At 67.7% G+C, this 23,888-nt stretch carries 25 protein-coding genes and 1 tRNA gene; 7 read left to right on the forward strand and 19 right to left on the reverse strand.

Translation table 11 applies throughout. The annotated features are described in order from the left end of the window. Nucleotides 1-295: 295 nt before the first annotated feature. On the reverse strand, nt 296-565 hold the full coding sequence (locus ATSB10_RS13195) for a phosphopantetheine-binding protein (RefSeq protein WP_017461914.1): 270 nt from the start codon (nt 563-565) through the stop codon (nt 296-298). Between the two features lie 91 nt (nt 566-656). On the opposite strand from ATSB10_RS13195, the gene ATSB10_RS13200 reads away from it, so the two are divergent. Beyond that, complete coding sequence (locus ATSB10_RS13200) at nt 657-1,649, forward strand: chorismate transformation FkbO/Hyg5 family protein (RefSeq protein WP_063673240.1); 993 nt, start codon at nt 657-659, stop codon at nt 1,647-1,649. Nucleotides 1,650-1,674: 25 nt separating this feature from the next. Here ATSB10_RS13200 and glmU read toward each other — a convergent pair whose 3' ends face one another. The 13 genes from glmU to ATSB10_RS13265 all read right to left on the reverse strand — a co-directional run bounded on the left by glmU (nt 1,675) and on the right by ATSB10_RS13265 (nt 11,622). Continuing rightward, nucleotides 1,675-3,045, reverse strand: coding sequence for a bifunctional UDP-N-acetylglucosamine diphosphorylase/glucosamine-1-phosphate N-acetyltransferase GlmU (glmU, locus tag ATSB10_RS13205; protein ID WP_063673241.1), 1,371 nt, complete (start codon nt 3,043-3,045; stop codon nt 1,675-1,677). A 136-nt stretch (nt 3,046-3,181) separates the two neighbouring features. Then, the gene (locus ATSB10_RS13210) at nt 3,182-3,610 is read right to left on the reverse strand and encodes a F0F1 ATP synthase subunit epsilon (protein ID WP_063673242.1); all 429 of its coding nucleotides are present in this window, start codon (nt 3,608-3,610) and stop codon (nt 3,182-3,184) included. 56 nt (nt 3,611-3,666) lie between these two features. Further along, complete coding sequence (gene atpD, locus ATSB10_RS13215) at nt 3,667-5,079, reverse strand: F0F1 ATP synthase subunit beta (RefSeq protein ID WP_063673243.1); 1,413 nt, start codon at nt 5,077-5,079, stop codon at nt 3,667-3,669. Between the two features lie 73 nt (nt 5,080-5,152). Continuing rightward, nucleotides 5,153-6,046 carry a F0F1 ATP synthase subunit gamma gene (gene atpG / locus ATSB10_RS13220; RefSeq protein WP_063673244.1) on the reverse strand — a complete coding sequence of 298 codons (894 nt, stop codon included), beginning with the start codon at nt 6,044-6,046 and terminating at the stop codon, nt 5,153-5,155. A 78-nt stretch (nt 6,047-6,124) separates the two neighbouring features. Further along, a complete protein-coding gene (gene atpA / locus ATSB10_RS13225; RefSeq protein WP_063673245.1) occupies nt 6,125-7,675 on the reverse strand; it encodes a F0F1 ATP synthase subunit alpha in 1,551 nt (516 codons plus the stop codon). Nucleotides 7,676-7,734: 59 nt separating this feature from the next. Then, a complete protein-coding gene (locus tag ATSB10_RS13230; RefSeq protein ID WP_063673246.1) occupies nt 7,735-8,268 on the reverse strand; it encodes a F0F1 ATP synthase subunit delta in 534 nt (177 codons plus the stop codon). Between the two features lie 3 nt (nt 8,269-8,271). Continuing rightward, nucleotides 8,272-8,742: a F0F1 ATP synthase subunit B gene (locus ATSB10_RS13235; protein ID WP_063673247.1), complete on the reverse strand. Its 471-nt coding sequence runs from the start codon at nt 8,740-8,742 to the stop codon at nt 8,272-8,274. Nucleotides 8,743-8,838: 96 nt separating this feature from the next. Continuing rightward, complete coding sequence (atpE, locus tag ATSB10_RS13240) at nt 8,839-9,132, reverse strand: F0F1 ATP synthase subunit C (RefSeq protein ID WP_063673248.1); 294 nt, start codon at nt 9,130-9,132, stop codon at nt 8,839-8,841. 52 nt (nt 9,133-9,184) lie between these two features. After that, nucleotides 9,185-9,988, reverse strand: coding sequence for a F0F1 ATP synthase subunit A (gene atpB, locus ATSB10_RS13245; protein ID WP_063673249.1), 804 nt, complete (start codon nt 9,986-9,988; stop codon nt 9,185-9,187). 3 nt (nt 9,989-9,991) lie between these two features. Then, nucleotides 9,992-10,216, reverse strand: coding sequence for a hypothetical protein (locus ATSB10_RS19735; RefSeq protein WP_236886424.1), 225 nt, complete (start codon nt 10,214-10,216; stop codon nt 9,992-9,994). Between the two features lie 366 nt (nt 10,217-10,582). After that, the gene (locus ATSB10_RS13255) at nt 10,583-10,972 is read right to left on the reverse strand and encodes a phasin family protein (protein WP_063673250.1); all 390 of its coding nucleotides are present in this window, start codon (nt 10,970-10,972) and stop codon (nt 10,583-10,585) included. 153 nt (nt 10,973-11,125) lie between these two features. Beyond that, complete coding sequence (gene queD / locus ATSB10_RS13260) at nt 11,126-11,488, reverse strand: 6-carboxytetrahydropterin synthase QueD (protein ID WP_063673251.1); 363 nt, start codon at nt 11,486-11,488, stop codon at nt 11,126-11,128. A 57-nt stretch (nt 11,489-11,545) separates the two neighbouring features. After that, nucleotides 11,546-11,622 (reverse strand) — tRNA-Met (locus tag ATSB10_RS13265). A gap of 179 nt (nt 11,623-11,801) precedes the next feature. On the opposite strand from ATSB10_RS13265, the gene ATSB10_RS13270 reads away from it, so the two are divergent. The 6 genes from ATSB10_RS13270 (at nt 11,802) to ATSB10_RS13295 (ending at nt 15,947) form a co-directional block, all read left to right on the forward strand. Further along, complete coding sequence (locus ATSB10_RS13270) at nt 11,802-12,347, forward strand: RNA pyrophosphohydrolase (protein WP_063673252.1); 546 nt, start codon at nt 11,802-11,804, stop codon at nt 12,345-12,347. 145 nt (nt 12,348-12,492) lie between these two features. Further along, the gene (locus ATSB10_RS13275; protein WP_335645869.1) at nt 12,493-13,224 is read left to right on the forward strand and encodes a DUF6776 family protein; all 732 of its coding nucleotides are present in this window, start codon (nt 12,493-12,495) and stop codon (nt 13,222-13,224) included. Then, complete coding sequence (locus ATSB10_RS13280) at nt 13,211-13,654, forward strand: bactofilin family protein (RefSeq protein WP_063673254.1); 444 nt, start codon at nt 13,211-13,213, stop codon at nt 13,652-13,654. The genes ATSB10_RS13275 and ATSB10_RS13280 overlap by 14 nt, the downstream gene beginning before the upstream one ends. A 48-nt stretch (nt 13,655-13,702) precedes the next feature. After that, nucleotides 13,703-14,071: an iron-sulfur cluster insertion protein ErpA gene (gene erpA, locus ATSB10_RS13285; protein WP_063673255.1), complete on the forward strand. Its 369-nt coding sequence runs from the start codon at nt 13,703-13,705 to the stop codon at nt 14,069-14,071. Nucleotides 14,072-14,099: 28 nt separating this feature from the next. Continuing rightward, nucleotides 14,100-15,032 carry an NAD(+) diphosphatase gene (gene nudC, locus ATSB10_RS13290; protein WP_063673256.1) on the forward strand — a complete coding sequence of 311 codons (933 nt, stop codon included), beginning with the start codon at nt 14,100-14,102 and terminating at the stop codon, nt 15,030-15,032. 45 nt (nt 15,033-15,077) lie between these two features. Further along, nucleotides 15,078-15,947 (forward strand): CobD/CbiB family protein, encoded by an 870-nt coding sequence (locus ATSB10_RS13295; RefSeq protein ID WP_063673257.1) that lies wholly within the window; start codon nt 15,078-15,080, stop codon nt 15,945-15,947. Nucleotides 15,948-15,960: 13 nt separating this feature from the next. On the opposite strand, the gene ATSB10_RS13300 is transcribed toward ATSB10_RS13295, so the two are convergent. The 5 genes from ATSB10_RS13300 to ATSB10_RS13320 form a co-directional block, all read right to left on the reverse strand. After that, entirely contained in the window at nt 15,961-17,835 is a 1,875-nt protein-coding gene (locus tag ATSB10_RS13300) for an MFS transporter (RefSeq protein WP_063673258.1), read from the reverse strand. A gap of 68 nt (nt 17,836-17,903) precedes the next feature. Continuing rightward, nucleotides 17,904-19,187: a phosphoribosylamine--glycine ligase gene (purD, locus tag ATSB10_RS13305; RefSeq protein ID WP_063673259.1), complete on the reverse strand. Its 1,284-nt coding sequence runs from the start codon at nt 19,185-19,187 to the stop codon at nt 17,904-17,906. Between the two features lie 78 nt (nt 19,188-19,265). Continuing rightward, nucleotides 19,266-20,636 (reverse strand): AMP-binding protein, encoded by a 1,371-nt coding sequence (locus tag ATSB10_RS13310; RefSeq protein ID WP_063673260.1) that lies wholly within the window; start codon nt 20,634-20,636, stop codon nt 19,266-19,268. A gap of 152 nt (nt 20,637-20,788) precedes the next feature. Continuing rightward, complete coding sequence (gene tsaC, locus ATSB10_RS13315; protein ID WP_063673261.1) at nt 20,789-21,361, reverse strand: L-threonylcarbamoyladenylate synthase type 1 TsaC; 573 nt, start codon at nt 21,359-21,361, stop codon at nt 20,789-20,791. Between the two features lie 5 nt (nt 21,362-21,366). Then, complete coding sequence (locus ATSB10_RS13320; protein ID WP_063673262.1) at nt 21,367-23,850, reverse strand: DNA topoisomerase I; 2,484 nt, start codon at nt 23,848-23,850, stop codon at nt 21,367-21,369. Between the last annotated feature and the right edge of the window lie 38 nt (nt 23,851-23,888).

Raw genomic sequence — 23,888 nt, forward strand, 5'->3', positions numbered from 1 at the left:
CGCAGCGTTCGAGCGGCGACAGGCTGCATGCCGGCGGGGCTTCCACCCCGCGCAGGGTGCCACCTGGCAGGTGGCCCGGGGTGTGTTGGCTGGGCGGCCATGCCACGCCCTCGATCCGGATCATCGAGCCACCGTCGACGTGTGGGCAGGGGGACGCATCACATCGCCGGACCGCCGCGTCCGGGAGCGTCGGAACATGAGCTTTCCCCCTCGGGCCGGAACTGCGGACATGCTGGCCTCGCTCATTGGCCGGAGCGCGATCGCGCGCGGGCGGCTGCGGCGCCTCGGCAGCCGCTCAGTGGGCGCGTTGCTGTTCGATGTAGTCCGACAGCGTCCGCAGGCTGGAAAAAATCTGCCGGTTGTCCGGATTGTCCGAGCGCAGCTGGAATCCGTAGCGCTTGGACACCGCCAGGGAAATCTCCAGCGCATCGATCGAATCGAGCCCGAGCTCGCCACCGAACAACGGCGCGTCGGGATCGATCTGCTCGGGGGTGACGGTTTCGAGATTCAGGCTCTCGACCACCAGGGTGGCCAGTTCGTGTTGTGCGGCGGTCTGCTCTGCCATGCTCGGATCCGTACCCAAAAAGCCGCGCCTCCCCCCGGTGGCAGCGGGTCGGGAGTGTACCATGGGGCCCTCGTCGTTCCCGGTAGATCGCATGGTTCAGGGATGTGAAGGCGCAGTCGCGCGAGCGATGGTCTGCCGCGCGCCACGGGTGTCGTACCGCAACGTGGACGCCGCGCAGGCGCTGGCCGAACCCGGCATGCTCGCGGTCATCGGCTTTGGCGCCGGCCGGGAGGAGACCGACGATCCGCGCTGGCTGCGGCTGCCGCTCGAACCGTTCGATGCTCCCGCTCCGCTGGAGTGCTGGGAGGTGGACGGGCCGGTGGGCTGCGGCCAGACCGGCGATATCCGCTGGTCGCGCGGCGGTGGCTGGCTGTTCGCCTCGGTGAGCCTTGATGAGTCGGCGAGCGGCGGCATCGAGACGTGCGCAGCGGAAGCGTATCGGCAGCTGGCGCAATTCCTCGTCGGGCAGGACGAATCACAGGTGCTGCGGGTCTGGAACTACCTGCCCGACATCAACCAGGGCGATGGCGACGGCGAACGTTACAAGCGCTTCTGCAGCGGTCGCGCACGAGGGATGGGCGCGGCGTTCGTCGGTGGCTTTCCCGCGGCGACGGCTATCGGCAGCCCGGGCTGCAACGGGCGCCTGCAGGTCTACCTGCTGGCCAGCTCGCAACCCGGCGCCCGGGTGGAGAATCCCCGCCAGGTGAGCGCCTGGCGTTACCCACGCCAGTACGGGCCGACCCCTCCCAGCTTCGCGCGGGCGGTACGGCTGCCGGCCGGCGATGCCCTGGCGATCTCCGGCACCGCCGCGGTGATCGGGCATGCCTCGGCACACCAAGGGGATCTGCCCGCGCAATTGGCGGAAACGCTCGCCAACCTCGAAGCACTGCTGGCCGCCGCCGGCATGCCGGCGGGCTTCGATACCCACTCGCCGTTGAAGGCCTACGTCCGGCGTCCGGGCGACGCCCGGGCCGTGCGGGACTTCTTCCGCCAGCACTTGCCCGCTGTGCCGGCACTGCTGCTGCACGGGGAGGTGTGCCGGCGCGAACTGCTGGTCGAGGTGGACGGCTGGCGCTACGCCTGAGCGTCACGCGGCTCCCGCGCCGGCGTCACTTCGTCTGCCGGGTCGGGCGCTGCCAGCCGGACAAGGTGAGCTGGCGGCCGCGCGCCACCGTGAGCTCATCCGCCGGCGCATCCTTGGTGATCACCGAACCGGCGCCGATGGTGGCGTTGGCACCCACGCTGACCGGCGCCACCAACGCACTGTTCGAGCCGATGAAAGCGCCGTCTCCGATGCGGGTCAGGTGCTTGTTCACGCCGTCGTAGTTGCAGGTGATGGTGCCGGCGCCGATGTTCACGCCCGCACCGATCTCGGCGTCGCCGATGTAGCTCAGGTGGTTCGCCTTGCTGCCGATGCCCAGCGTCGCCTTCTTGATCTCGACGAAGTTGCCCACGTGCACGCCGGGCGCCAGCTCCGCACCCGGACGCAGGCGGGCGAACGGGCCGATCGTGCAGGGGCCATGCGTCACCAGGCCATCAAGGTCGCAGTGGGCCAGCACCACGGTACCGCTCGCCAGACGCGTGTTGTGCACGCGGGAGAACGGGCCGATGCGGACATCGTCGCCGAGCACCACCTCACCTTCGAGGATCACGTCGACATCGATCTCCACGTCGCTGCCGGCCTCCACGGTCCCGCGCACGTCGATGCGAAGCGGATCGGCCAGACGCACACCCGCGAGCATCAGCTCCCCGGCGCGGCGACGGCGGTACTGGGCTTCCAGCTCGGCCAGCTGCAACGGGTTGTTGGCACCGGCCGCTTCCACCGGGTCCGCGCACTCCACCGACCGCGCCGGGCGATGCTCCGCTGCCGCCATCGCGAAGATATCGGTGAGGTAATACTCGCCCTGCGCGTTGTCGCGCCCGAGCCGGCCGATCCAGCCCCGCAGCGACGACGCATCGGCGGCCACGATACCGGTATTCACCAGGTTCACCGCGCGCTCTTCGGGGCTCGCGTCCTTCTCCTCGACCACCGCGATCACGCGCGCAGCCTCGTCGCAAAGCACGCGGCCGTATCCGAATGGGTCGGCCAGGCGGGTGGTGAGCAGGGCGAGGCCCTCGGCCGTCACCAGCGGGCGCAGGGTGTCGGCACGGGTCAACGGCACATCGCCGTACAGCACCAGCACCCGGGCATCGTCCGGCACCTGCACCAGTGCTTGCGCCACGGCATGGCCGGTACCCAGCCGCTCGGCCTGCAGCACCCAGCCCAGGTCCGCATCGGCGGCGAACGCTTCGCGCACCTGCTCGCCGCCGTGGCCGTAGACCACGTGGATCGCGGTCGGGCCCAGCGCCCGCGCGGTGGCCAGCACGTGGCCGAGCAGCGGCCGGCCGGCGACCGGCATCAGGACCTTGGCGCGCTTGGACTTCATGCGCTTGCCTTCGCCGGCGGCGAGGACGATGACATGCAGGGCGGTGGCTTCCATGGATCACCTGGTACGTGGGCAAGGCCGCAAGAATATCAGCCGCTTGTGCCCGATCCGACCCGCTGGCGACACGCGGATGCGAAAACGCCGGCGCGAGGCCGGCGTTGTGGATCAGCGGCCTCCGGGGAGGCGTGGATCAGTGCTTGAGCGTGCGGCGCAGGCGCTCGAGCGCCTGCAGCTGGGTGATCGCCGCGGCCAGCTTGGCCTGCGCCTCGGCGATTTCCATCGCGTCGGTGCGGTTGGCCAGGGCTTCCTCGGCGCGCCGCTTCGCTTCCAGCGCAGCCTGCTCGTCGATGTCGGCCGAACGGATCGCGCTGTCGGCCAGCACGGTCACCACCTGCGGCTGCACTTCGAGGATGCCGCCGCCGGTGATGGAGATGTCCACCTTCTCGCCGCTGGCCTCGGTCACGACGACCTTGCCGGGCTTGAGGCGGGTGATCAGCGGGGCGTGGCGCGGGGTGATGCCCAGCTCGCCCAGCTCGCCGGTGGCAACGACCATCGTCGCCTCGCCCGAGTAGATCTCGGCTTCGGCACTGACGACGTCGACGCGGATGGTGTGGCTCATGGGAGGTTTCCGGATGCGTGGGGCTGGGGGCGGACTGGATCACCCGCCCCGGTGGATCAGGCGGCCTTCTTGGCGCCCATCTCCTCAGCCTTCTTGATTGCCTCGTCGATGCCGCCGACCATGTAGAACGCCTGCTCCGGCAGGTGGTCGACGTCGCCGTCCACGATCATCTTGAAGCCGCGGATGGTTTCCTTCAGCGGCACGTACTTGCCCGGCGAGCCGGTGAACACTTCGGCCACGTGGAACGGCTGCGAGAAGAAGCGCTCGATCTTGCGGGCACGCGACACGGCCTGCTTGTCTTCTTCGGAGAGCTCGTCCATGCCGAGGATCGCGATGATGTCCTTCAGCTCCTTGTAGCGCTGCAGGGTGCCCTGCACGCGACGGGCGACGTCGTAGTGCTCGGCGCCGATCACGTTCGGATCGAGCTGGCGGCTGGTCGAGTCCAGCGGATCCACCGCCGGGTAGATACCCAGCGAGGCGATGTTGCGGCTCAGCACCACGGTCGCGTCCAGATGGGCGAAGGTGGTCGCCGGCGACGGGTCGGTCAGATCGTCCGCGGGCACGTACACGGCCTGGATCGAGGTGATCGAGCCGGTCTTGGTCGAGGTGATGCGCTCCTGCAGCACGCCCATTTCCTCGGCCAGGGTCGGCTGGTAGCCCACCGCCGACGGCATGCGGCCGAGCAGCGCGGACACCTCGGTACCGGCCAGGGTGTAGCGGTAGATGTTGTCGACGAACAGCAGCACGTCCTTGCCCTTGCCGGACGCGTCCTTCTCTTCGCGGAAGTACTCGGCCATGGTCAGGCCGGTCAGCGCCACGCGCAGACGGTTGCCCGGCGGCTCGTTCATCTGGCCGTACACCATCGCGACCTTGTCCAGAACGTTGGAGTCCTTCATCTCGTGGTAGAAGTCGTTGCCCTCGCGGGTACGCTCACCCACGCCGGCGAACACGGACAGACCCGAGTGCGCCTTCGCGATGTTGTTGATCAGCTCCATCATGTTCACGGTCTTGCCCACGCCGGCGCCGCCGAACAGGCCGACCTTGCCGCCCTTGGCGAACGGGCAGACCAGGTCGATCACCTTGATGCCGGTTTCCAGCAGGTCGGTCGCGGCCGCCTGGTCGGCGTAGCTCGGCGCCTCACGGTGGATCACCCAGCGGTCCTGCTCGCCGATCGGGCCGGCTTCGTCGATCGGGTTGCCGAGCACGTCCATGATGCGGCCGAGGGTCGCCTTGCCGACCGGCACCTTGATGCCTTCGCCGGTGTTGCGGGCCTGCAGGCCACGCTTCAGGCCGTCGGTCGAGCCGAGCGCGATGGTGCGCACGATGCCGTCACCCAGCACCTGCTGCACTTCCAGCGTGATCTCGGTGCCGTCGATCTTCAGTGCGTCGTACACCTGCGGCACCTGATCGCGCGGAAACTCCACGTCGATGACCGCGCCGATGATCTGAACAACTTTGCCCTGGCTCATGGAATGCTCCGGATGGATCTCTTAAGTGTCTGTGTGGGCGCCGCTGGGCGTCGCCGTGAATGCTTGTCGTTGATCAGACTGCCGCGGCGCCGCCGACGATCTCCGAGATTTCCTGGGTGATCGCAGCCTGGCGGGCCTTGTTGTAGACCAGCGTCAGATCGCCGATGACCTTGTTCGCGTTGTCCGACGCGCTCTTCATCGCCACCATGCGCGCGGCATGCTCGCTGGCCAGGTTCTCCAGCGTGGACTGGTACACCACCGACTCGATGTAGCGACCCAGCACGTGCTCCAGCACAGTGGCCGCGTCGGGCTCGTAGATGTAGTCCCAGTCGTGGGTCTGCGACAGCGCGATGCCGGCCGAGCCTTCCATCTCGGTGGCGACCAGCGGCAGTGGCAGCAGCGCGTCCACGGTCGGCTTCTGCGTCATCGTGTTGACGAAGTCGTTATAGGCCAGGAACAGGCGGTCCAGCTTGCCTTCGGTGTAGGCGTCCATCGCCACCTTGATCACGCCGACCAGGCTCTCCAGCTTCGGCTTCTCGCCCAGGTGGGTCACGCTGCCGATCAGGTTGACGCCCTTGATGCGACGGAAGAACTGCACCGCCTTCTGGCCGATCGCAACGACATCCACCGCGACGCCCTTGGCCTGCCACTCCTGGATCGCCGGCAACAGGCGGCGGAACAGGTTGGAGTTCAGGCCGCCGCACAGGCCGCGGTCGGTCGAAACCACCACGTAGGCCACGCGCGCCACGTTCTCGCGCTCGGTCAGGAACGGGTGGTTGAAGTCCGTGCTGGCCTGGGCCACGTGGGCGATCATCTTGCGCATCAGGCGCGCATACGGACGCGAGGCCTTCATCAGGTCCTGCGCCTTGCGGATCTTCGAGGCCGAGACCATTTCGAGCGCGCGCGTCACCTTGCGCATGTTCTGCGTGCTCTTGATCTTGGTTTTGATTTCGCGGCCGCTAGCCATGCTCTGTTCGCTCGCTGTGATCGGTGGGTGTGTTCCGTCGCGGGCGCGCGGCTTTCACCGCGCGCGCCGGAGGGCGGATTACCAGCTACCGGTCTTCTTGTACTCGTCCATCGCGGACTTGAAGGTCGCCTCGATCTCGCCGTTCCAGTCACCGGTGGCGACGATCTTCTTCATCAGCTCGCCGTGGTTCTGGTGGAAGAACGCGTGCAGGCCCTTCTCGAACGCCAGCACCTTGTTCACCGGCAGGTCGTCGAGGTAGCCCTTCTCGGCCGCGTACACCGACAGCGCCAGCTCGGCGATCGACAGCGGCGCGTACTGCGCCTGCTTCATCAGCTCGGTCACGCGCTGGCCGCGGTCCAGCTGGGCGCGGGTGGCCGGATCGAGGTCCGAGGCGAACTGCGCGAAGGCCGCCAGCTCGCGGAACTGCGCCAGTGCCAGCTTCACGCCACCGGAGAGCTTCTTGACGATCTTGGTCTGCGCCGCACCACCCACGCGCGACACCGAGATACCGGCGTTCACGGCCGGGCGGATGCCGGCGTTGAACAGGTCGGTCTCAAGGAAGATCTGGCCGTCGGTGATCGAGATCACGTTGGTCGGCACGAACGCGGACACGTCGCCGGCCTGGGTCTCGATGATCGGCAGCGCGGTCAGCGAACCGGTCTTGCCCTTCACTTCGCCGTTGGTGAACTTCTCGACGTACTCCTCGTTGACGCGCGCGGCGCGCTCGAGCAGACGCGAGTGCAGGTAGAACACGTCACCCGGGTAGGCTTCGCGGCCCGGCGGACGCTTCAGCAGCAGCGAGATCTGGCGGTAGGCCACGGCCTGCTTGGACAGATCGTCGTACACGATCAGCGCGTCCTGGCCGCGGTCGCGGAAGTACTCGCCCATGGCACAACCGGCGTACGGCGCGATGTACTGCAGCGCGGCCGACTCGGAGGCGGAGGCAACTACCACGATGGTGTTGGCCAGCGCACCGTTCTCTTCCAGCTTGCGCACCACGTTGGCGATCGACGAGCGCTTCTGGCCGATCGCGACGTAGATCGAGAAGATGCCCGAATCCTTCTGGTTGATGATCGCGTCGATCGCCAGCGCGGTCTTGCCGGTCTGACGGTCGCCGATGATCAGCTCGCGCTGGCCGCGGCCGATCGGGATCATCGAGTCAACCGACTTGTAGCCGGTCTGCACCGGCTGGTCGACCGACTTGCGCCAGATCACGCCCGGCGCGACCTTCTCGATCGGCGCGTTGACCTTGGCGTTGATCGGACCCTTGCCGTCGATCGGGTTGCCCAGCGCGTCCACCACGCGACCCAGCAGCTCCGGACCGACCGGCACCTCGAGGATGCGACCGGTGGTGCGGGCGGTGTCGCCTTCCTTCAGGTGCTGGTACTCACCGAGCACCACGGCGCCGACGGAGTCGCGCTCAAGGTTGAGGGCCAGGGCGTAGGCATTGCCCGGCAGCTCGATCATTTCGCCCTGCATCACGTCGGCCAGGCCGTGGATGCGCACGATGCCGTCGGACACGCTGATGATCGTGCCCTCGTTGCGGGCCTCCGCGCCGAGCTTGAACTGCTCGATGCGGTTCTTGATCAGCTCGCTGATCTCGGACGGGTTCAAGGTGGTGCTGGACATGGTCGTTTCCTTGGGTTCGCGCCGCGTCAGCGGCACCCGATGGTTTTTTGAATCTGGGGTCAGTGAGCCAGCGCGCTGGCCAGCTTCTCGAGGCGTCCGCGAGCGGAGCCGTCAATCACTTCGCTGCCGGTATCGATCACCACGCCGCCCAGCAGCGACGGATCGACCTGGGTCTCCAGTTCGATCTCGCGCTTGAAGCGGCGCTTCAGCGAGGCCTTCAGCTGCTCGGCCTGGGCCGCGTCCAGCGCCATCGCGCTGGTCACCTTCACCAGCAACTGCGACTCGGCCTCGCGCTTGTAGTCCTCGAACAGCTCGGCCACTTCCGGCAGCAGCGCCATGCGGCGATGCTCGGCCATCTCGGCGAGGAACTGCCCGAACGGGCTGTCGGACGCCATGCCCTGCGGCAGGTGCAGCGCCGCCAGCTGGGCCGGCTGCACGCGCGGATCGTTGCCGAAGCCGGCGACCTGGGGATCCCGGGCGACGGCGGCGGCGAAAGCCAGCGCCTCGGACCAGGTGCCCAGCGCACCCGCGCCATGTGCCAGCTCGAAGGCGGCGCGGGCGTAGGGACGGGCGAGAGTGATTGCCTGGGCCATCGCTTAGATCTCGGTCGCGAGCTGGTCGAGCAGGGTCTTGTGCGCGGCCGGATCGATCTCGCGCTGCACGATCTTGCTCGCGCCCTGGACCGCGAGGGCGCCCACGCGCTCACGCAACTCCTCGCGGGCACGCTGCGCCATCGAGGCGATATCGTCCTGCGCAGCCGCCTTCAGGCGGGTGATCTCGGCGACGGCGTCGGCCTTGGCCTTGTCCAGGATCTGGTTGGCCTGCTGCTGCGCCTTGTCGATGATCTCGGAGGCCTGCTGACGCGCCTTGCGGATCTCGTCGGCCACCTTGGCGTCGGCGTCCTTGAGCTCGGCGCGCGCCTTCTCGGCGGCATTGAGGCCGTCGGCAATCTTCAACTGGCGCTCTTCGATCGCCTTGGTGAGGTTCGGCCAGATGAACTTGACCGTGAAGGCGATCAAGATGGCGAACGAGAGCATTTCGCCAATCAGAGTGGCGTTGATATCCATCGCTGCTTGCCTGTTAGTGCGGTTTCACAAGCACGGGCGCCGAAGCGCCCCTGCAGGAGAGCGACACCGCCCCAGGGCGGTGTCGCAGTGGCGTACTTACTTGCCGGCGCCGGCAGCCGAGAGCACCGCGCCCAGCAGCGGGTTCGCCACGGCGAAGTACATCGCCAGCGCCACGCCGATCAGGAACGCCGCGTCGATCAGGCCGGCCAGCAGGAACATGCGACCCTGCAGCAGCGGCACCAGCTCCGGCTGACGGGCGGCGGCTTCGAGGAACTTCGAGCCCATGATGCCGATACCGATACAGGCACCCAGCGCGCCGAAACCGATGATCAGGCCGAGCGCGATCGCGGTGAAGCCCTGGATTTGTGCAAACTGAACGAGATGTTCCACGGTGGTCTCCTCAAGAAAAGAAAGGCGTAAGAGCGAGCAAGGTCAAACGAAATCAGTGGTGATCGTGCGCCATCGAGATGTACACGACGGTCAGCACCATGAAGATGAAGGCCTGGATCGAGATGATCAGGATGTGGAACAGACCCCACACCGTGTAGCCGACGACGCCCATGCCGAACAGCACCCAGCTGCCCGCGCTGAACAGGCCGGCGATCAGCATGAACACCAGCTCGCCCGCGTACATGTTGCCGAACAGTCGCATCGCCAGGCTGACCGGCTTGGACAGCAGCTCGACCATGTTCAGGGCGAAGTTCGGGATCCACAGCAAGGGATGCTTGCCGAACGGCGCGGTGAACAGCTCGTGCATGAAGCCGCCGAAGCCCTTGGCCTTGAAACTGTAGAAGATCACCAGTACCAGCACCGTCAGCGACATCGCGAAGGTCAGGCTGAGGTCAGCGGTCGGCACGGCGCGGAAGTGGCCGACACCGAACTTCTCGGTGATGAAGGGGAGCAGATCGACCGGCAGCAGATCCATGGCGTTCATCAGGAACACCCACAGGAACACGGTCAAAGCCAGCGGACCGAGGAAGCGGCGGTCGCCGTGGAACACATCCTTGACCTGGCCATCGACGAACTCCAGCACGAGCTCGACGAACGCCTGACCCTTGCCGGGGACGCCGGCGGTGGCACGGCGCGACTTCATCCAGAACCAGCCGCAGGCCAGGATGCCGAGGACCAGCGAAACGGTGATGGAGTCCAGGTGCAACGACCAGAAGCCACCGTTCGGCGATGACTGCAGAAACGTGAGGTGATGCTGGATGTATTCGGTAAGACCGCCGTGCGGCTCGCTTGCCATGTTTCAACCCTTGAATCTGAACGCCAGCAGATTGACCGCATAAGCCACCATCAGCCCCGCGATGGCGGCCAACGGCGGCAACTTGAATTGGATGAGGATCACGAACAGCCCTCCCAGGATCGCGATCCACTTCAGGATCATTCCCGACAGCAACCTGCCCAGCGTTGCACCGCCCGGGCCAAGCTTCGCGAATGCGCGCATCGACAGCAGCGCCGTTCCCAGCGCCACGACTCCCGCTCCCAGTGCCGCAGCCAAGGCCTCTCGAGGCCCCCGCAGCAGGAAGACGAGTCCCGCGGCCATTGCCACGCCAAGCTGCAGCACGACAATTCGCGAAGCGACACGCCGACCGGAGTCTAGACTGTTGAGCACCTGCACTCCCCGCGCGGCCCATACCAGAAAGGGTACTGATCCTGCGAGAAGCCACGATCCTATCCGTATGATTGTAGCAGTGGCCCGGATCGAGCGACAAGCTCTTGCGCCGGCGTTGGCAGGTGCCGCGGCGGCGTCGCGGTCGGTGTTGCGAGCCGGGGACAACAAAAAAGGGCCGGACCGAAGTCCGACCCTTTGACCATGGACGCCAGGCGCCCCGGTGGCTTACTTGGCAGCAGCCTTTTTGGCGGCGGCGACCGGAGCGGCGACCGCTTCGTTGGCAGCCTGCTGCTGTTCCTGCATCACCGCACCGATCGACTCGGCGGTCTTCTGCGTCACCGCGAAGATCTCCTGTCCGACCGACACCGCACGCTCGGCGTTGTCGCGACCCAGGCTGGCGCCCTTTTCCCACAGCGAGCGGAAGCCGTCGACGTCGCGCACTTCCATCGCCTCGGCAAGGAAGTCGGCGGAGATCTTCGCCTGCTTCTCGAAGGTCTTGAACTGGAGGCTGGCAACCGTCTCGATCCCCTTCACCGCAAGGGCATGGACCTTGAACGCGTTGTCGGAGAACTGCTTGGCGTAGCTGAACGCCTGGCTGGTGAACTGCTGATTCATGGCAATCTCCCCTCGGTGGGGTGGCTGGTAGTGGGGCTACCTTAGCAAGCCTTTTGTTGCAGTGCAATATATTTTTTGCTTCAGCCCGATACGTTCATGAAAATTTCATGAAAAACGGGATCTTGTTGCAATTCCGCGACCTGCCGCGACGCATCAAAAACTGCTCGACGAGCAGCTCGCGCCGGACGTACACGTCTCATGCACCACCACCCGGTCGAGCCCGGGCAGCCGAGGGCCGAGCCGTTGCCAGATCCAGCGCGCCAGCATCTCGCTGGTCGGATTCTCCAGACCCTCGATGTCGTTGAGGTAGTGGTGGTCGAGCTGGTCGTAGAGCGGGGCGAACGCCGCCTTGATGTCGGCGAAGTCCATGACCCAGCCGAGCTGAGGATCGGGCTCGCCCTCGACATGGATTTCGATGCGGAACGAATGCCCATGCAGCCTCGAGCACTTGTGGCCGGGCGGCACGTTGGGCAGGCGATGCGCCGCCTCGAGCTGGAAAACCTTGAAGATATGCATGATGCGTCGCCGGGTGGGAGTCGTTGCCGAAGGCCGGCAAGATCGGCGCGGTAGAAGTGGTGGCTATGGGTGGACTCGAACCACCGACCCCAGCATTATGAGTGCTGTGCTCTAACCGGCTGAGCTACATAGCCACGGGTGACGCCTCCGCCGAGCCGGTTCGCTTCAGCGGGGCGCGGCAGTTTAAAGGCCAGACGACCACCATTCAAGTCTCGGCTTGCTGCCTGTTTCTGCGCTGTGGTTGAATCAATCCCGGAAACGCCACCCCCTGCAGCCATTGCGCAGTGGCTCATGGCCGTTTTCAGGAGACGACATGATCGATGTGGATGGCTATCGTCCGAACGTGGGCATCGTGCTGTTGAACGGCGATGGCCGGCTGTTCTGGGCGCGCCGCGTCAACCGCGACGGCTGGCAGTTTCCACAGGGCGGCATGCGCAGCGACGAAACCCCGCTCGAGGCGATGTACCGCGAGTTGCAGGAGGAGACCGGCCTGGCGCCCGAGCACGTCGAAGTGGTGGGCTCCACCCGCGGCTGGCTGCGCTACCGCCTCCCCCATCGTTACGTGAGGCATCACCAGCGACCGACCTGTATCGGCCAGAAGCAGGTCTGGTTCCTGCTGCGACTGGTCGGCGGCGAAGATGCGCTCAAGCTCGATGCCTGCGACAAACCCGAGTTCGACCTCTGGCGCTGGGTCGATTTCTGGTACCCCGCCGCCCACGTGGTCAACTTCAAGCGGGGCGTATACGAGCGCGCTCTGCGCCAGTTCGCGCCGCTGGTCGAGAGCCTGCTCAGCATGCAGATCGGTGCACCGCCGGTTCGCGACTCGCACGGCCCGGGCAAAGGGTGCGCCGCCGCCTGAAGCATCCACCTCGGCGCGCCCTGCAGATGCGGCGGCGCAAGCAGCTTCGACGCGGCTTCCTTGACGCTTCGAGCGCCTGACGGCTATACCCTCCCCTTTGCCTGGGAGGGACTGCATGCCGCCTCGACCCCCACCGCGACTGGTCGTGCAGACGCACGACGCCGCCCGGCAGCGGGCGCGCCGGCGCTGGCTGCTCGTGGCCTGGCCGGTCAGCCTCGTGCTCGCGGGCGCTCTCGCATTCTGGCTTGGACAGTCGCCCGTGCAGCTTCCGCTGCCGCACGGCAACCGCGCAGTGGTCAAGCAACTGCAGGCGGAGAACGAGAAGCTCAAGCAGCAGGTGGCCGACCTCCGGCGATCGCAGCAGGTGGCTGATGTGGCGATGCGCTCATTGCAGCGCTCGATGACCGAGCGCGAGGAGCAGATCAGCGGACTGCGCGCCGACCTCGGGTTCTACTCCCGCCTGGTCGGCGGTGACAGCCAGCGACAGGGCCTGCGCATCCAGGAAGTGCGGGTGCAGCCGGTGGCGCAGTCGAACGCGTGGAACGTCACGCTGAGCCTGACCCAGAACGTGCGCCGCGGCGACGAGATCGGCGGCAAGGTCACCATCACCGTGGAAGGGTTGAGCGACAACCAGGTCCAGCAGTTGAGCTGGGATGCACTTGGCGATAACGCGCAGAAGGACGGGTTACCCTTCAAGTTCCGGTACTTCCAGCAACTGCACGCCACGTTCGTACTTCCGGCAGGCTTCCGGCCGACTCGCCTGCGTATCCATGCCGCTCCCGATCAGGGCGCGACCGCTGACCGGGCCGTGGCATGGGGCGACGCACTGAACGGCACCATTACCAGCACCCGAGGGGACAGCGATGCTCAACCGTAAACGCGCCGGGCGCGAATCGCCCAGCCATGAGACCAGCCTGGTCGCGCGAGGAACCACTATTCGTGGTGATCTGTACTTTACCGGCGCCCTGCATCTGGACGGCTGCATCGAAGGAGCGATCGTCGCCGAAACCGACGACGCGGTGCTGACGGTGAGCGAGCACGGCCAGGTGATCGGCGAGGTTCGCGTGCCGCACGCCGTGATCAACGGCCGTATCGACGGCAATGTGCTCAGCGACGCGCGCCTCGAGCTGGCCGCGCAGACCTGCATCACAGGCGACGTGCACTATCGGCTGCTGGAAATGGCGGCGGGTGCGCAGGTCAATGGGCGCATGGTCCATGTCGGCGCCGACGTGCCGCGGGTGCTGGCGGCGCCACGCGATGCCCCGGCCACCGATGAACCTGCCGACGCGGAATCCGCGCAGGCCTGAACGCGGTATGCTTGAGGTCTGGCTCCGGCCGCCTCATATGCAGCTGTCATGGAAACCATCGCCGCCTTCCCCGACTATCGCAGCGCCCAGGCGCCGCTCGTTTTCACCGAAGCAGCCGCGCACAAGGTGCAGGAGCTGATCCGGGAAGAGGGCAATCCCGACCTGAAACTGCGTGTCTACATCAGCGGCGGCGGCTGCTCGGGCTTCCAGTACGGCTTCACCTTCGACGAAGCGCAGGCCGAAGACGATCTCGCACTGGAACGCGAGGGCGTCATACTGCTGGTCGATCCGCTGTCGCTGCAGTACCTCACCGGCGCCGAGATCGACTACTCCGAGAGTTTCTCCGGCTCGCAGTTCGTGATCCGCAACCCCAATGCCAAGACCACCTGCGGATGCGGATCGTCGTTCTCGGTCTGAGGCCGGGCATCTTCACGTCCTGGCAAGCATGAACACCTTCAGCGGACTCAGCCTGGTGCTTGACCGCGCGGCGGAGCGCCGCGACGAAGTCGAATGGGTGACCGCGCGGGCGAACAGCGAGCAGGCCCGGTTCCTGGTGCTGGACGCCGAGCAACAAGCCCTCGCGATCCCCGATGGAGACGCCTTGCGCTGGCTGGATGCCGCCGAGCGCGAGTCGCTGCTGCCGGAGCTCCCGGTAACCCTGTTGGGTGTCACCGAACAGAACGCCTTCTTCCTGCTCAACGCGGGTGACCAAGGCGACGCGGTTGCCGGCGCACTCGGCGCACGTAGGCTGCCGCTGCGCGAAGCGGGGCTGCGGCTTCCGGCCCACGAGGCCGGCCTGTTCGCGTACGCCAAGGGCCTGGCCCACTGGCAGCGGGAAATGCGTCATTGCCACGCCTGCGGCGGCGCGCTGCAGCTGGTGGCCTCCGGTCACCGCGCGCAGTGCATGGGCTGCGGCAAGCTGCATTTCCCGCGCACCGATGCCGCGGTCATCGTGATCGTCGAACACGACGGGGCCTGTCTGCTGGGCCGCCAGGCGAACTGGCCACCAGGACGCTACTCGACGCTGGCCGGCTTCGTGGAGCCCGGCGAATCGCTGGAAGACGCGGTGCGGCGCGAAGTCGCCGAGGAAGCCGGCGTGCGCGTCGACCAGGTCCAGTACCACTCTTCGCAGCCGTGGCCACTGCCGGCGTCGCTGATGGTCGGCTTCACCGCTACCGCGCAAGGCCGCGCGATCCAGCTGCGTGACGGGGAGCTGGAGGAGGCCCGCTGGTTCACCCCCGCCCAGATCACGGCGGGACTGGCCGACGGCAGCTTCGCCACGCCGCCGAAGCTCTCGGTGTCCTACCGCCTGCTCGCGCACTGGCTGAGCGAACGGGGCGGTCTCGACCTGGACGCGCTGATCGCCCGCCGGCGCTGATCGGCTCGCTTACAATGCGGCTCCTGCGCTTGTTGGAGTTATCGCATGGCCATCCGCCTGCTCGCCGCCCTGCTTGCCCTCGGCCTTCTGCATCTGCTGCCGAGCCTTGCGCGCTGGCATACCGACGGAGTGCTGCGCCGCTGGAGCCTCGCGCTGCGCGATCTGACCGGCCCCGGCCGGGTCGCCGTACTGGTCGGCGTCCCGGTGGTCGTCGTGCTGGCCGTGACGGTGGCGCTGCGGCATGCCTGGCTCGGCGACCTGGCGCGGTTGGCGTTCGAGGTGGCGGTACTGCTGTTGTGTTTCGGGCCGCGCGCATTCGAGAGTGACCTGGAAGCGATCCTCGGAGCGCCGGACCGGCCGGGCCGGGAGATCGCCGCCCAGGCGCTGTCGGAAGACGGAGAACACGTTGCCTGGACCGCACACGCCCTGGGCGAGGCCATCGCCTTCGCAGCACTCCGGCGCCGCTTCGGCGTGCTGCTGTGGTTCTTCCTGCTCGGTCCGGCCGGCGCGCTGCTGTACTACCTCGCCCGCCGCCTGGGCCGCGACGAGTCCATGCCGCTGGACGAGACCAGCCGTGAGTCCGCTCGTCGCCTGGGCAACGCGCTGGACTGGATCCCGGCGCAGCTGCTGGTGTTCACCCTGGCGGTGGTCGGTCACTGGGACGCCGTGATGGCCGCCTGGCAGCGCTGGCGGACCCAGGCCGGAGCCGGCCACTGGTATCGCGAGGAGCCGCGCTTCCTGGCCGACGCGGCCTGCGCCGACATCGCCGTGGAGATCGAGGCGGGCGACGGTTACGCCGAAGAGCGCAGCGATCCGCTGCTCGAGCTGGTGCGCATGCGCAGCGCGTTCCTGCGGGCGCTGGTCGCCTGGATGAGTGTGGTTGCGCTGGTGGTGATGGGCGGCTGGCTCACCTGAGCGGACGTCGCGCTCAGGCCATCTCCCCGCGCAGCTCCCGCACACGCTCCTCCAGCACCGCGGCATCGACATGCTCCGGGGCCCGGGACACATCGACCACCAGCTCGACCCGCGCCCGGAACCGGCGTGGCAGGCGGGAACGCCCCATCATCGAATCGCGCCGGCTCCAGACACTGCCCCACAGGCCGCGCAGCGCCATCGGCACCACCGGCACCGGGCGACGCGCCAGGATCTTCTCCACTCCGGGACGGAACGGTGCGATCGCACCGTCGCGGGTCAATCCGCCCTCGGGGAAGATGCATACCACTTCGCCATCCGCCAGGGCGGCATCGATCGCGTCGTAGGCCGCTTCCAGCACCGCCGGATCCTCCTTCTGGCCGGCGATCGGGATCGCCTTGGCGGTGCGGAACAGCCAGTGCAGCAGCGGCACATGGAAGATCCGGTAGTACATGACGAAACGCACCGGCCGGCGCACGTTCGCCATCAGCAGCAGCGGGTCCATGAAGCTGACGTGGTTGCACACCAGCAGCGCCGGCCCTTCTTCCGGCACGTGCTGCATGCCGTCCACCCGCACCCGGTACAGCGTGTTAACCAGCACCCAGGTGACGAAGCGCATGATGAACTCGGGCACCAGGGTGAAGATGTAGGCGGCCACGGCGATGTTGAGCAGCGCGGCGGCCAGGAAGATCTGCGCCGCGTCGAGCCCCAATGCCCCGAGGCCCAGCCCGAAGCCCGCCGCCGAGACGATCAGCAGCGCGTTCATGATGTTGTTGCCGGAGATGATCCGCGACAGCTTCTCGCGCGGCGCACGCGCCTGCACGAAGGCGAACAGCGGCACCACGTAGAGGCCGGCGAACACACCGATCAGAGTCAGGTCGAGTATCAGCCGCACGCTGCCGGCACTGCGCAGGAAGGCCAGCCAGTTCTGCCCCTGCACGGTGGCGATGCCATGCCGCGCCAGGTACAGGTCGACGCCGAACACGGTCAGTCCAAACGCGCCCAGCGGTACCAGGCCGATCTCCACCCGCTTGCCGGACATCCGCTCACACAGCAGCGCACCGATACCGCTGCCGACCGAAAAGAGCGTGAGCACGAGGGTGTAGACCGTCTCGTCGCCACCCAGCGTCTCGCGCGTGTAGATCGGCAGCTGCGCGATCAGCACGGTGCCGAAGAACCAGAACCAGGAGATGCCGAGCACCGCGTTCCACACGGCGCGATCGGCATGGGTGATGCGCAGTACGCGCGCGGTCTCCACGTAGGGATTCCACTGGAACTTCAGGTCCGGCGCCGTGGCCGGTGCCGGCGGAATCGCGCGGCTCGCCAGGTAACCGACCAGGGCGATCGCGATCGTCGCACCGGAGGCCAGCCACGGCCCGATGCCGGCGACACGCATCAGCGTGTTGCCGGCGATCATGCCGATCAGCATCGCCAGCTGCGTACCCATCTCGACCAGACCGTTGCCACCGACCAGTTCGGCGGGCTTGAGCGCCTGCGGCAGGATCGCGTACTTGATCGGCCCGAACACGGTCGAGTGCATGCCCATCATGAACAGCACGACCAGCAGCAGCGCGACATGGTGGGTGACGAAGCCGATCGCCGCCACCGTCATCGCCGCCACCTCGAACAGCTTGACCCAGCGGATGATGCGGGTCTTCTCGAACTTCTCCGCCAGCTGGCCGGCCGAGGCGGAGAACAGGAAGAAAGGCAGGATGAACAGGGCCGGCGCGAAGTTGGTGTAGATCGCGGCCTTGTGCTCGTCCAGCCCCATCTGGAACGCCACCAGCATCAGCAGCGCATTGCGGAACGCGTTGTCGTTGAACGCACCCAGCGCCTGGGTCCAGAAGAACGGCGCGAAGCGCCGGCGGCCGAGCAGGGCGAATTGGCTCATGCAGGTTCCATCCGGGAAATGCCGGCGCCTAGCCTAGCGTGAAAGGCGCCGGGACTCCCGGCGGCCGCTCAGTGCCGGTGCAGGGCGCGATGGGCGATGTCACGGCGGCAGAACGCGCCGTCCCAGCGGATGCCGGCCACGGCGGCATAGGCGCGCTCACGGGCGTCGGCGATGTCCTTGCCCAGCGCGCACACGGTCAGCACACGGCCACCGGCGGTGACCACGCGGCCGTCGGCATCGAGCCGGGTGCCGGCGTGGAACACCTTGGTGTCGGCCACCGGCGGTGCATCCAGCCCCTCGATGGCATCGCCGCTGCGCACCTTTCCCGGGTAGCCGCCGGCCGCCATCACCACGCCGATCGACGGCCGCGGGTCCCACTGCGCCCGGGTGTGGTGCAGCTCGCCGTCCAGCGCGGCGTCGATCAGGTCGACCAGATCCGACTTCAGCCGCATCATGATCGGCTGGGTCTCGGGGTCGCCGAATCGCACGTTGAACTCGATCACCTTGGGGTTGCCCGCCTTGTCGATCATCAGGCCGGCGTAGAGGAAGCCGATGAACGGCGCGCCCTCGGCGGCCATGCCGCGCAGGGTCGGCTGGATCACCTGCTCGAGGATGCGCTTCTCCACTTCGGGGGTGACCACCGGTGCCGGCGAGTAGGCGCCCATGCCGCCGGTGTTGGGGCCGAGGTCGTTGTCGTCGCGGCGCTTGTGGTCCTGGCTGGAGGCCATCGGCAGCGCGTGGCTGCCATCGCTCATCACGATGTAGCTGGCTTCCTCGCCATCCAGGAATTCCTCGATCACCACCCGCGCCGAGGCATCGCCGAAGGCGTGCGCGCCGAGCATGTCGTGCAGCGCCAGTTCGGCGTCGGCTAGGGTCAGCGCGACCACCACGCCCTTGCCGGCGGCCAGGCCATCGGCCTTGATCACGATCGGCGCGCCGTGCTCGCGCACGTAGGCCAGGGCGCGGTTGAGCTCGGTGAACACTGCGTAGCGCGCGGTCGGGATGTTGTGGCGGAGCAGGAAGTCCTTGGCGAAGGCCTTGGAACCCTCCAGCTGCGCGGCGATCGCACGCGGCCCGAAGATGCGCAGGCCGGCGGCGCGGAACTTGTCGACCACGCCGGCGACCAGCGGCACCTCGGGACCGACCACGGTCAACCCGACCTTCTCCGCCTTGGCCAGCGCCAGCAGGCCGGCGATGTCGGTCACCGCCACATCGGCATTGCGCACGCCGCGCTCGCGGGCGGTACCGGCGTTGCCCGGCGCCACGATCACCTCGTCGACGCGCGGCGACTGCTTGAGCTTCCACGCCAGCGCGTGCTCGCGACCGCCGTTGCCGATGACCAGGACCTTCATGCCGAACTCCGAGATGCTTGGGGGCGCCGCCAGCGCGAACGCACATTGTAGCGTCTGGCTGCCGCCCGATCGGCGGGGTCAGCCGCGGCCGGCGAGCAGAGCCAGCAGCGCTGCGCGCGGCAGCTTGCCGGTCTCGTTGCGGGGCAGGGCGTCGACCAGGCGCAGCGGTCGCGGCAGGAACAGCGGATCGATCGCCCCACGCAGGGCATCGAGGATCCGCGCCTCGGTCAGTCCCGGTGCGACCGCAAGCGCGGCGATCCGGCGCACGCCGCCGGCGTCGGGCTCGTCCAGCTGCAGCACCACGCCGTCGCGCACGCCGGGGATGGCCAGCAGGCGCCGGGTGAGGTCGCCCAGCGAAGCCCGTTTGCCGGCGATCTCCAGCAGGTCGGCATGTCGTCCGCACAGCCGGAATGCCCGCCCCTCCTCGTGCAGGGTGACCAGGTCGGCCAACACCACCGGTGCGGCCAGCTGCGGCGCCTGGATCTGGGTGCCATCGGGCTGCGGGTGCAGGGAAACGCCGTCGTAGAGTCGCCACAGCTCCGATGCAGTGGGCTGACGCGTGGCGAAGACACAGGTCTCGGTCGAGCCGAATACCTCCAGCAATGGCGCCCCGTAGAGCTGCTCGGCCCGCGCAGCCAGCTCCGGCGGCATCGGCGCGGTCGCCGACAACATCGCCGCCAGCGGCGGCAGCGCCACGCCGGACTCGACCAGTGCGCGCAGGTGCACGGGGGTGATCACCAGCACCCGCGGCGCCGGCACGGCGGCGAGCGCGACGGCCACGTCAGCGGGAAAGAAGGGACGGCTGCCGCACACCGCCACATCGCCGTGCAAGGGCAGCAGTACGGTCGTCTCCATGCCGTACATGTGTTGCGGCGGCACGGTCGCCACTACGTTGAACCGCTCGCCGACGCGGTCGCGCAGCATGCGCAGGTTGCCTGCATTGCTGGCGTGGAAGCTGCGCCAGGTCTTCACGTGCGCGGCCGGGCGGCCGGTGGACCCGGACGTGTAGCCGATCGCCACCACCTGCTCGGCGTCGATCATCGGCCACTCATCCTCCCCAGCGCCGACCGGTGCCGGGAGCAAGGGCAGGCGGTGGTAATTCGGCGGTGTCGGCTCGAGCGGCAGTTCGCCCAGTGCGTAGCAACCGGGATGATCGGCCATCACCTCGTCGATGGCCCGCGGTGCGCGCGAGGAGGGCAGCAGGTTGGCCTGACCACGCAGGACGACGGCGCAGAACGCAACCAGGAAAGCGTAGCGCTCCTCGCACAGGTTCACGGCGGCCGCCGCGTCGGGCAGCTGGCTGGCGACGTGACGGACGTCAGCCAGGAACTGGCGTGCGTTCACCGGCGCGCCGTCCCGCCAGGCCACCGTACGCCATGGTCCGCTCCCGCCCAGCAGGGGAAGCCGCAGCGGCGATGCCTCCGGATTGAGATCGAAAACGGTGGACAAAACCGGTAGCTCCAGCGATGAAGGCCCCTATGGCCCGAAAAGGCGCAGCATGCCGGCCACGCCCGAAGCGGACGTGAATGCCATGCGTCGCGTTGGCTGCCCGCTCGCCCCGGTCTCCGCACAGCGGGTCCGCGGGCGCCCCGGCGAGCAACCTAGGCCCGGATGATAGCGCCGCTGAGCACGTCGCGGATGCTGCTGGGCGCTGCGTCGCCGCCCACGGGCGCCAGCAGCAGGCCGTCCGGGCCGTCCCCGAAATAGGCTACGACCTCCTGCGCCGTCCGCGCGGGCGGCTGATCGTGCGGGTTGGCGCTGGTGGAAACCAGCGCCCCGCCGAACGCCCGGCACAGCGCCGCGGCAGGCTCGTATGCCGTGACCCGTACGGCGATGCCTTCGTGGTCGCCGCATATCCACGGCGGCACGGCGGCTGAACGCGGAAACACCCAGGTATGCGGCCCCGGCCAACTTGCCCGGGCGACCTGCAGGCGCTCATCCGGCACTTGGTCGAGCGCAAGGTAGGGCTCGAGCTGGGCGAGGTCCGCGCCAATCAACAACACGCCCTGCCCGGGCGGCCGCTGCTTGAGCGCAAACACGCGCTCGCACGCCGCCAGGTTCTGCGGATCGCAGCCGAGGCCGAACACCGCCTCGGTGGGGTACGCCAGCACGCCACCGGCCTTCAGCAGCGCGGCGGCGCCCTCGATCTCGCTCGCTCCGTAACGGTGCAGCAAGCCGCTCAGTCCCCGCTCGACTTGGCGGCGGTCTTCTTCGCGGCCGCTTTCCTGGTGGCGGTCTTTTTCGCCGCGGTCTTCTTGGCGGCGGCTTTCTTCGCGGGAGCTTTCTTGGTCGTGGCCTTCTTCGCGGCCGGCGCCTTCTTCTCGGCGGTCTTCTTCGCCGCCGTCTTCTTGGCGAAGCGACCCTTCTTCACCGGCGCAGCCGCCAGCAGCTCCAGGCACTGTGCCTCGGTCAGGTCCTTCGGCTCGGTGTCCTTGGGGATGCGGGCGTTCTTCTCGCCATCGGTGATGTAGGCGCCGTAGCGGCCGTTGAGCACCTGCACGCCGTTGCCGAAATCCTGGATGACCCGGTTGGCGAGCATCTCCAGCTTCTCGGCGACGATCTGCAGCGCACGCGGCAGCTCGATGGTGTACGGGTCGTCCTCGGGCTTGAGTGAGGCGTAGGTCGAGCCCTGCTTCACGAACGGCCCGAAGCGGCCGATGCCCACGCTGACCTCGTCGCCGTTCTCCGCCTGACCCAGCTTGCGCGGCAGCTTGAACAGCTCCAGCGCCTGCTCCAGGGTGATGGTGTGCATGCTCTGGCCGGGACGCAGGCTGGCGAACTGCAGCTTCTCGTCGGTGTCCTTGTCGCCGATCTGCGCGTACGGCCCATAGCGACCCAGCCGCACCGAGACCGGCTTGCCGGACTTCGGGTCGGTACCCAGCTCGCGCGCGCCGGTCGCCTCGCTGCGGTCGACCGACTCGGTCTTTTCGTCCACCTGCTGCTTGAACGGCTGCCAGAACCGCTCCATCAGCGGCACCCAGGCTTCCTCGCCGCGACTCACCGCATCGAGCTCGTCCTCGAGCTTGGCGGTGAAGTCGTAGTCGACGTAGCGGGTGAAATGCTGCACCAGGAACTTGCCCACCGCGCGACCGACGTCGGTCGGCTTGAAGCGACGGCTGTCCAGCAGCACGTACTCGCGGTTGAGCAGCACCTGGATGATGCTGGCATAAGTCGAGGGGCGGCCGATGCCGTATTCCTCCAGCGCCTTCACCAGGCTCGCTTCCGAATAGCGCGGCGGCGGCTCGGTGAAATGCTGGTCGGCGAGGATGTCGGCCAGGGCCACCTGCTCGCCCTTGGCCAGCCGCGGCAGGCGGCGGCCTTCGTCGTCGTCCTCGGCATTCTTCTGGTCGCGACCTTCCTCGTACACGGCCAGGAAGCCCGGATCGATCACCGTGGTACCGGTGGCGCGGAACGCCGCCGGACCGCCGGAAGCATCCGGCAGGGCGAAGTCCACCGAGACCGTGTTGAGGGTGGCGTGGATCATCTGGCAGGCGACGGTACGCTTCCAGATCAGCTCGTACAGCTTGCGCTGCTCGTCGTTGAGGAACGAGGCCACCTCGCGCGGCGTGCGCATCGCCGAGGTCGGGCGGATCGCCTCGTGGGCCTCCTGCGCGTTCTTGGCCTTGGACTTGTACGCCTGGGGATGGTCCGGCAGCGCCTTGGCCCCGAAATCGCGGGCGATCAGCTGGCGCAGCTCGACCACCGCGTCCTCGGCCAGCGCGACCGAGTCGGTACGCATGTAGCTGATCAGGCCGACGTTGCCCTCGCTGCCGAGCGACACGCCCTCGTACAGGCCCTGCGCCACCTTCATCGTGCGGCTGGTGGAGAAGCCCAGCTTGCGCGCGGCCTCCTGCTGCAGCGTGGAGGTGGTGAACGGGGGAGCGGGGCGACGCTTGCGCTCCTTCGAACCGACCTCGCTCACCGTCAGGCGGCCATGGGCGGCCTCCTTCAGCGCGGCGCGGGCGGCCATCGCGTCGGCTTCGTTGGTGAGGTCGAACTGCTCGAACTTCTTGCCGTTGAGCTGGGTCAGGCGGGCGCTGAAGTCGGCGTCGGGATGCTTCAGCTGGGCCTCGACCGTCCAGTACTCACGGGCGACGAAGGCTTCGATCTCCTCCTCCCGCTCGACGATCATGCGCAGTGCCGGGCTCTGCACGCGGCCGGCGGACAAGCCGCGCTGCACCTTGCGCCAAAGCACCGGCGACAGGTTGAAACCGACCAGGTAGTCCAGCGCGCGGCGCGCCTGCTGGGCGTCGACCATATCGTGCGACAGCTGCCGCGGCTCGGCCACCGCGGCCTTGATCGCCTTCGGCGTGATCTCGGAGAACACCACCCGGTGCATGCGCTTGCCCTCGACCAGGCCACGCTCCTTCAGGATCTCGCTGATGTGCCAGCTGATCGCCTCGCCCTCGCGATCCAAGTCGGTCGCGAGGTAGATGTCATCGGCCGCCTTGGCCGCCTTGGCGATCGCGTCGACGTGCTTTTCGTTGCGCTCGATCACCTCGTACTTCATCGCGAAGTCGTGTTCGGTATCGACCGCCCCCTCCTTCGGCTTCAGATCGCGCACATGGCCGTAGGAGGCGAGGACCTGGAAGTCCTTGCCGAGGTATTTGTTGATCGTCTTGGCCTTTGCAGGGGACTCGACGATAAGCAGGTTTTTTGCCATGTGGCAGGGATATCCAAAGGGGAATTACCGTCGCCGTG

This window comes from Dyella thiooxydans, assembly GCF_001641285.1.
Taxonomy (GTDB): Bacteria; Pseudomonadota; Gammaproteobacteria; order Xanthomonadales; family Rhodanobacteraceae; genus Dyella_A; species Dyella_A thiooxydans.

Excerpts from the sequence above, each read along its gene's own strand:
- ATSB10_RS13195 (WP_017461914.1), bottom strand. The coding sequence starts at position 565 with ATGGCAGAGCAGACCGCCGCACAACACGAACTGGCCACCCTGGTGGTC.
- ATSB10_RS13200 (WP_063673240.1), top strand. The coding sequence starts at position 657 with ATGGTTCAGGGATGTGAAGGCGCAGTCGCGCGAGCGATGGTCTGCCGC.
- glmU (WP_063673241.1), bottom strand. The coding sequence starts at position 3,045 with ATGGAAGCCACCGCCCTGCATGTCATCGTCCTCGCCGCCGGCGAAGGC.
- ATSB10_RS13210 (WP_063673242.1), bottom strand. The coding sequence starts at position 3,610 with ATGAGCCACACCATCCGCGTCGACGTCGTCAGTGCCGAAGCCGAGATC.
- atpD (WP_063673243.1), bottom strand. The coding sequence starts at position 5,079 with ATGAGCCAGGGCAAAGTTGTTCAGATCATCGGCGCGGTCATCGACGTG.
- atpG (WP_063673244.1), bottom strand. The coding sequence starts at position 6,046 with ATGGCTAGCGGCCGCGAAATCAAAACCAAGATCAAGAGCACGCAGAAC.
- atpA (WP_063673245.1), bottom strand. The coding sequence starts at position 7,675 with ATGTCCAGCACCACCTTGAACCCGTCCGAGATCAGCGAGCTGATCAAG.
- ATSB10_RS13230 (WP_063673246.1), bottom strand. The coding sequence starts at position 8,268 with ATGGCCCAGGCAATCACTCTCGCCCGTCCCTACGCCCGCGCCGCCTTC.
- ATSB10_RS13235 (WP_063673247.1), bottom strand. The coding sequence starts at position 8,742 with ATGGATATCAACGCCACTCTGATTGGCGAAATGCTCTCGTTCGCCATC.
- atpB (WP_063673249.1), bottom strand. The coding sequence starts at position 9,988 with ATGGCAAGCGAGCCGCACGGCGGTCTTACCGAATACATCCAGCATCAC.
- ATSB10_RS13255 (WP_063673250.1), bottom strand. The coding sequence starts at position 10,972 with ATGAATCAGCAGTTCACCAGCCAGGCGTTCAGCTACGCCAAGCAGTTC.
- queD (WP_063673251.1), bottom strand. The coding sequence starts at position 11,488 with ATGCATATCTTCAAGGTTTTCCAGCTCGAGGCGGCGCATCGCCTGCCC.
- ATSB10_RS13270 (WP_063673252.1), top strand. The coding sequence starts at position 11,802 with ATGATCGATGTGGATGGCTATCGTCCGAACGTGGGCATCGTGCTGTTG.
- ATSB10_RS13280 (WP_063673254.1), top strand. The coding sequence starts at position 13,211 with ATGCTCAACCGTAAACGCGCCGGGCGCGAATCGCCCAGCCATGAGACC.
- erpA (WP_063673255.1), top strand. The coding sequence starts at position 13,703 with ATGGAAACCATCGCCGCCTTCCCCGACTATCGCAGCGCCCAGGCGCCG.
- nudC (WP_063673256.1), top strand. The coding sequence starts at position 14,100 with ATGAACACCTTCAGCGGACTCAGCCTGGTGCTTGACCGCGCGGCGGAG.
- ATSB10_RS13295 (WP_063673257.1), top strand. The coding sequence starts at position 15,078 with ATGGCCATCCGCCTGCTCGCCGCCCTGCTTGCCCTCGGCCTTCTGCAT.
- ATSB10_RS13300 (WP_063673258.1), bottom strand. The coding sequence starts at position 17,835 with ATGAGCCAATTCGCCCTGCTCGGCCGCCGGCGCTTCGCGCCGTTCTTC.
- purD (WP_063673259.1), bottom strand. The coding sequence starts at position 19,187 with ATGAAGGTCCTGGTCATCGGCAACGGCGGTCGCGAGCACGCGCTGGCG.
- ATSB10_RS13320 (WP_063673262.1), bottom strand. The coding sequence starts at position 23,850 with ATGGCAAAAAACCTGCTTATCGTCGAGTCCCCTGCAAAGGCCAAGACG.